Genomic DNA, 6,717 nt, shown 5'->3' with positions numbered 1-6,717 from the left:
GCACGTTGAACACGCCCCGAACAACCGTCTGCGCGAACCATTCCGCGAGCGCTCCGACGAAGTTCTCAGGCCGAACGTTGCCGAGGGCGATCACCGACGACGAGTTCGTCATTTATTCAGCGTCTCCTTAACGAACGATATTGAGCCATCAATATTAAAATACATAATCTCAACATCAGTTGGAAAGTACGGCTTTTCGGTTCTATGATCAACGAGAAACGCAACCCGATTGCCCGCGCGCTTCCAGTAATTTGCCAATTCCGACAAAACACGGTACCCACCCGCACGACCGAACGCAATGATCGGGATCAGTATGCTCAGAGCTCGTTTTTTATTATCTGAAGACAAGTTCACTGCACCCTATGTTCGCAAATATATATATTCGTTTAGGAAGAACCAGATCTATCGGCGCTCCCGGCGATCGCACCGAAGTCAAGCATTCACGCCGACGTCAACGCTCGCCTCGACCACGACAGTAGGCGACGGCACCGACGAATGCGGCGTTGCCTAAATATGCTTTTTATATAATAGAAAGACTCTACGAACTAATAATAAAACCATACGTATTAACAAATCGAATGAGGCGCCGGAACAAGACGTTTGCGTCATTTACGCAAAAAACGAATTACCATCATCAGACTTTCGACTACCGCAGATATCTTTCGAAGTGGACCGCCTAGATTTGTGATTGCTCCCAAGCGCACGATGCAGTAGACAAAAAAGGCAAGGCTGAGCAGAACGCCAAGAACTCCACCTACGGGCGGTGATATTTCTGCGGAACCGAAAACCGCACCAGCGGCAATCAACAGGGCTACGAACTGCCAAAGCACTCTCCGCTCCCACGCGAACCCGGTCCTTTGCCGTCCTAACCAGTAAACCAGCGGCAAGTAAACCGCGTACATCACCAGAAAAGCGACCCCTGTTGCCTGAACGCCGATTACTGGCAGCCCGATCCAAGTGAAGAAAACAAATGCCCCGATTGCCGCTGACTCGCTGAGCATGAACGTCCGCCCATCTCCTGCGGCGAGGATAATAAAACCCAGCGGCCAACTCGCCACCTTCAACACGTCGCCCAGGACCTGCCAGCGAAGAATGATGACTGCATCATCGAATGCGCGTGAATACAGCAGGTCAATCAACCACGGAGCGAGGCCCAGCATGACTAGGAAAATCGGGCCAGCAAGCAGCAGAGCGACTTCTGTCTGCTCGTTCGCCAGCCGATTGGCCGTTTCGCGATCGTGAATGACGGCAGTGAGGCGGGGGTAGTAGTCGGTACCCATCGCGGTGAGTACGAACCCGATGTAGGTCATACCGATCGCCCACGCTGCCTGGAATTGGCCGAGTAGTTCGACGCCCAGTTCTCGCTGAACCAAAGTGCGCACCGCCAGTTGTCCGACCGTGACCACTAGGCCACTAATCATGAAAACTGTGCCGAGCCGCCCCATGGTGCGCCATTGCTGACCAAGCTGTGCCAGCGGCGTGGCAGGTGCACGCACGCCCCCGAGGCGGCTAACGAACCAATGTCCAAGGATGAAGCTAGAAATCGGCGCCGCAAGTACAAACAGCAGAACTGCCACTTCCTCCAACCAGAGCAACGCCCCAACGCTCAGCAGCGTCGACAACACTGCTGATGCAACGCTGATCCGAGCTAAATCGCCAATACGACGAAGGCCATTAAGTAGCGCGGTCTGGGAGCCCGCTGCCACGGACAGAGTCACTCCGACGGCTAGCCAACCAATTTTGGCACCGAGTTCCGGCGCCTGCAGTACCCACACGGCCAAAATATCGCGCAACAGCCAGAACGCTGCCCCGCCGATCACGGCGAGCCCCGTCGTGCCCCAGAACAGAGCTCTCCGCGCAGCGGCAACCGCCGCTTGGTCCTCTTTCCCCGCCGCTTCTGCAATCTGCCGCGTCCCAACGGTGCCAAAGCCCAGCGCAGACGCGGTGGACGCAGTCGTCATCACGCTTTGCAGGAGCCCAATCATTCCCACCCCCGCCGGCCCGAGCAACACAGCGGCGAGCTTTGTACGCACAAGCCCTAGAAGGATATTGATGACAGAGGCCCCGCCGATGATCGACGATGAGCGCAGAATTTCGCGGTGGGAATTTCTTTCGCTCACACCAGCGCCTTGCGTACCGACTCTATCACGCGACTTGCATGCTCGCGCTCGCAATGCGGGCCAATAGGCAAGCTCAGCACTTCATGCGCCATGTTGCCGGCACGCGGAAAAGCATCGTCTGCAAACCCAGCATCGGCATACGCCCGCTGTCTATGCGGGGGGATCGGGTAGTGAATAAGCGTCCCGATCTCGGCCGCAGCCAGCCTCTGCGCCAGCGCATCGCGCTGTGGGTGACGAACCACGAATAGATGCCACGACGGGTCAGCCCAATCGGGCACATGGGGTAGCACCAGGCTGGTACCGGTGAGTCCTTCTAGGTATTGCGCGGCAATTCCCTTGCGGCGTGCGTTCCACGCATCCAGATGGCGCAATTTCACCTGCAGCACCGCAGCCTGCAGCGGGTCAAGCCGGCTGTTAAAGCCCTTGACCTCGTTCACATACTTCGCTCGCGATCCGTAATTGCGCAGCACGCGGATGCGGTCAGCAATTTGAGGATCGTTGGTCGTGATCGCTCCGCCGTCTCCGAGCGCGCCGAGGTTCTTGCCCGGATAGAAGCTCCATGCGACCGCGTCGCCGTGGCCGCCTAGACGCCGGCCCTTGTAACGCGCGCCGTGAGCCTGAGCACCATCTTCCAGCACCTGTAGGCCATGCTTGCGCGCAATCTCCAGGATTGGGTCAAGGTCAGCGGGCTGGCCGTAGAGGTGCACCGGCAAAATAACCTTGGTGCGTGGGGTGATCGCCGCTTCGATGCGTGCGGGATCGATATTGTAGGTCGCGTCCACCGGCTCCACGGGCACTGGCGTGGCGCCGCACTGGTTCACTGCCAACCAGGTAGCGATGTATGTGTTGGAGGGAACGATGACTTCGTCGCCCGGTCCGACATCCATGGCCAGGAGGGCGAGGTGGAGGGCGTCGAGGCCATTGGCGACGCTTACAGCGTGGGTCGTTTCACAGTAAGCAGCATAATCAGCGTCGAACTGATCGACTTCGGGACCTCCGATGTACCAGCCCGAACCAACTACCCGTGCAATGGCGTCGTCAATTTCCGATTTCAGTTCGAGATAAGGAGATTTAAGGTCCAAAAAAGGGATCACGATGCAACTCCAACTGCCTGCAGAAATTCGGAATAATTTCGAATGTAGTCGGCACTATCGTAATAATGTGAAGCAAAAACCATCAGCACCGCATCCGACGAATACTTGTATTGAATGCCCCACACCATTGGCGAAAGGTGAATTCCGACATCGGGGCGATCTAGCAGAAACTCCTGTCGGTTGACGCCATCGTCGGCGACCACGGCGCAACTTCCGCTAACACAGATCAAAAACTGATGACACTCGCGATGCGCATGCTCACCGCGGGTTTCGACGCTTGGAACGTCAAAAACCATAAAGTAACGCTTGGCTTGAAAAGGCACGGTGCGCTCGAACTCGCCGACCGTGAGACTGCCGCGGATATCTGCAACGCGCGGGAATTGGTGCAATGTGACGCCGGCAACATCGGTTTTCGTCGCGCCCACTTCATTTATGTCGAGAGCGGTCGTGACAGCCGTGTTCCGGCCAGCGTCAACATATCCAACGATTTTTGCAGGATTACCAACGACAATCGCATTGGGCGGAACCGATCGCGTCACCACAGCACCCGCTGCCACCATCGCCTTCGCGCCAATCGCAATGCCCGGTAGAATGACTGCACCTGCGCCAATCGATGCCCCGTCCTGAATCGTAGTTTCGAGGAATTTCTCAGGACGTTGGCGACTGCGGGGAAAGCGATCGTTGGCAAACGACGCATTCGGTCCGATGAATACATCGTTTCCGATCCGAAGACCATCCCAGATCTGCACGCCGCTTTTGATCGTTACGCGATCGCCGATAACAACGTCGCTCTCGATAAGACAGTGCGAGCAAATATTTGTGTCAGCCCCGATCTTCGCATGTGGCAACGCGACGACAAACTGCCAGATCCGCGTATTCTCACCGATGCTTTTTGTTTGAATGTCCGCTAGCGGATGAATGAAATAGCTCATTTCGTAACTGATCCGACGTGCGCGCCCTCGGCACGTCGTACATGATGCTCTGACGTACCAGGAAAATGGAGAGACTCCAAAAAACCGGGTGCTGCTTGGTCCTTCGAATTAAGGATGAATTGGCCGTCAGTCGGCCACTGCACCGCTATTTGTTTGTCGTCCCAACGTATCGCCGCCTCGCATTCCTTGGCGTAATAATCCGTGGTCTTATAGAGAAAGTGAGTATCGTCCTCGAGCGCCAGGAAACCGTGCGCAAAGCCTTCCGGAATCCACAGCATCTTGCGGTTGGCCGCACTCAATATGACGCCAACCCATTTACCGAAGGTTGGCGAACCCTCCCGAATGTCGACCGCCACGTCATAAACTGAACCCCGGACCACCCGCACCAATTTGGCTTGCGCGTGCGGAGGCAACTGGTAGTGCAGCCCGCGCAAAACGCCTTTTCCGGAGCACGAATGGTTGTCCTGCACGAAGGGGCGCGGCGGCGGCAAGCCGAGCTTGCGAAGCTCCGCATGGAAGCTGTCTTCGTTGAAACTTTCCATAAACCAACCACGTTCGTCCTCGAAGATAGTCGGTTCGATGATCACCACATCCGGGATGGAGGTCTGGGCAAGCTTCATTGTTGCGCACCGTCAAGCAGGTTCAGCAGGTACTGGCCGTAGCCGCTCTTCTTGAGCGGCGCGGCGCGCTCACGCAGTTCGTCGGCGTTGATCCAGCCGTTGTGGTAGGCGATCTCCTCCGGGCAGGCAACCTTAAGACCTTGGCGGTGTTCGATGGTGTGAACGAAGTGGCCTGCTTCGAGCAAGCTCTCATGAGTGCCGGTATCCAGCCAGGCGAAGCCCCGACCCAGCAACTGCACCTGCAGGTCGCCGCGTTCAAGGTAGGCTTGGTTGATGCTGGTAATTTCCAACTCGCCACGCTCCGAGGGCTTGACCGCCTTGGCGATATCAATAACGTCGTTGTCGTAAAAGTACAGGCCGGTGACGGCGTAGCGGCTCTTCGGCTTGACAGGTTTTTCCTCGATCGAGATCGCTCGCTGGTTGGCGTCGAACTCCACCACACCAAAGCGTTCCGGATCTTTCACCTGATAACCGAAGATAGTGGCGCCCCTCTCCTGGGCCGCGGCTTCGCGCAGCGTCCGGGTGAAACTCTGGCCGTAGAAAATATTGTCGCCCAGCACTAAGCAGACCCTATCAGCTCCGATGAAATTCTCTCCAATGATGAAGGCCTGCGCAAGGCCATCCGGGCTAGGCTGAACGGCATACTGAACTGCAACGCCGAACTGCTCGCCGCTGCCGAGCAGACGCTGGAAGGCCGGCTGATCTTCTGGCGTAGTGATGATAAGGATCTCGCGGATACCTGCGAGCATCAGCACCGACAACGGGTAGTAGATCATCGGTTTGTCATAGATGGGCAACAATTGCTTGGAGAGCCCAAGAGTGATCGGGTGCAAACGGGTGCCGGCGCCGCCAGCGAGAATAATGCCTTTCATTCGTTCCACTCCTTACGCCGCCGTACCGAGCCGCTCGCGCTGGTAGCTGCCATCCTGGACGTGGCGGCTCCAGTCGAGGCTGTCGAGATACCACTGCACGGTCTTGCGAATGCCGGAGTCGAAGGTTTCCTGCGGCCTCCAGCCGAGCTCGCGCTGAATCTTGCCGGCGTCGATCGCGTAGCGAACGTCGTGACCCGGGCGGTCGGTGACAAAAGTAATCAGATCCTCAAAACGGGCAACGCCGGCCGGTTTGTATGGAGCGAGCTCTTCGAGCAGCCCGCAGATCGTGCGAACGACATCGATATTCCGCTTTTCGTTGTGGCCACCAATGTTGTAAGTCTCGCCGACTCTGCCTTCGCTGATGACCTTGTACAGCGCACGCGCGTGGTCTTCGACGTAGAGCCAATCACGCACCTGGTTGCCCTTGCCGTAGACCGGCAGCGGCTTCCCTTCGAGCGCGTTAAGGATCATCAGCGGAATCAGTTTTTCCGGGAAATGATAAGGGCCGTAGTTGTTCGAGCAGTTGGTGACGATGGTCGGCAGACCGTAGGTCCGGCGCCAGGCGCGCACCAGGTGGTCGGACCCCGCCTTGCTCGCGGAATACGGCGAACTCGGCGCGTAGGGGGTGGTTTCGGTGAAGAGCTCTGTCGGCTCCTCGAGATCGCCGTAGACCTCATCGGTCGAAATGTGATGAAAGCGGAAACGGGCGCGGACCGCATCGTCCAGCCCGTTCCAGTATTTGCGTGCGGCTTCGAGCAGGGTATAGGTGCCGACAATGTTGGTTTCGATGAAGGCCGCCGGGCCGTCGATGGAGCGGTCTACGTGTGATTCTGCGGCGAGGTGCATCACCGCATCCGGCTGGTGCAGGGAAAACACCCGCTCCACTTCGGCGCGGTCGCAGATGTCGACTTGTTCGAATGCGTAGCGCGGACTCGCGGACACGTCTGCGAGCGATTCGAGGTTGCCCGCGTAGGTCAGCTTGTCGAGGTTGACCACTGCATCCGAGGTGCAATTAATGATGTGGCGAATGACGGCTGATCCGATGAAGCCGGCGCCGCCGGTGACCAATATTTTCATGC

6 protein-coding genes are annotated in these 6,717 nt (G+C 57.5%); all 6 read right to left on the bottom strand.

Translation table 11 applies throughout. From position 1 onward, the window contains the following. Window positions 1–605: 605 nt before the first annotated feature. Genes GPA22_RS20045 through rfbB form a run of 6 tightly spaced genes read right to left on the bottom strand, consistent with a single transcriptional unit; the run spans window position 606 to window position 6,715 of the window. Window positions 606–2,120, bottom strand: a complete 1,515-nt coding sequence (locus GPA22_RS20045; RefSeq protein ID WP_169257838.1) for an oligosaccharide flippase family protein — start codon at window positions 2,118–2,120, stop codon at window positions 606–608. Beyond that, the gene (locus tag GPA22_RS20040) at window positions 2,117–3,214 is read right to left on the bottom strand and encodes an aminotransferase class I/II-fold pyridoxal phosphate-dependent enzyme (RefSeq protein ID WP_169257837.1); all 1,098 of its coding nucleotides are present in this window, start codon (window positions 3,212–3,214) and stop codon (window positions 2,117–2,119) included. Before GPA22_RS20040 ends, GPA22_RS20045 begins: the two co-directional genes overlap by 4 nt. After that, window positions 3,211–4,146, bottom strand: a complete 936-nt coding sequence (locus tag GPA22_RS20035) for a WxcM-like domain-containing protein (RefSeq protein ID WP_169257836.1) — start codon at window positions 4,144–4,146, stop codon at window positions 3,211–3,213. The genes GPA22_RS20040 and GPA22_RS20035 overlap by 4 nt, the downstream gene beginning before the upstream one ends. Then, a complete protein-coding gene (rfbC, locus tag GPA22_RS20030) occupies window positions 4,143–4,766 on the bottom strand; it encodes a dTDP-4-dehydrorhamnose 3,5-epimerase (protein ID WP_169257835.1) in 624 nt (207 codons plus the stop codon). Before rfbC ends, GPA22_RS20035 begins: the two co-directional genes overlap by 4 nt. Next, complete coding sequence (gene rfbA / locus GPA22_RS20025; protein WP_169257834.1) at window positions 4,763–5,638, bottom strand: glucose-1-phosphate thymidylyltransferase RfbA; 876 nt, start codon at window positions 5,636–5,638, stop codon at window positions 4,763–4,765. The genes rfbC and rfbA overlap by 4 nt, the downstream gene beginning before the upstream one ends. Window positions 5,639–5,650: 12 nt before the next feature. Further along, window positions 5,651–6,715: a dTDP-glucose 4,6-dehydratase gene (gene rfbB / locus GPA22_RS20020; protein ID WP_169257833.1), complete on the bottom strand. Its 1,065-nt coding sequence runs from the start codon at window positions 6,713–6,715 to the stop codon at window positions 5,651–5,653. Window positions 6,716–6,717 lie beyond the last annotated feature (2 nt).

Origin of the sequence: Aromatoleum toluvorans, assembly GCF_012910905.1 — a bacterium.
Classification (GTDB): Bacteria; Pseudomonadota; Gammaproteobacteria; order Burkholderiales; family Rhodocyclaceae; genus Aromatoleum; species Aromatoleum toluvorans.
Note: the sequence above shows the minus strand (reverse complement) of the source record. Positions and strands in the feature narration are given on the sequence as shown.

Bases quoted from the DNA above. Each gene is read 5' to 3' on its own strand.
- GPA22_RS20035 (WP_169257836.1), bottom strand. From the start codon at position 4,146: ATGAGCTATTTCATTCATCCGCTAGCGGACATTCAAACAAAAAGCATC.
- rfbC (WP_169257835.1), bottom strand. From the start codon at position 4,766: ATGAAGCTTGCCCAGACCTCCATCCCGGATGTGGTGATCATCGAACCG.
- rfbA (WP_169257834.1), bottom strand. From the start codon at position 5,638: ATGAAAGGCATTATTCTCGCTGGCGGCGCCGGCACCCGTTTGCACCCG.
- rfbB (WP_169257833.1), bottom strand. From the start codon at position 6,715: ATGAAAATATTGGTCACCGGCGGCGCCGGCTTCATCGGATCAGCCGTC.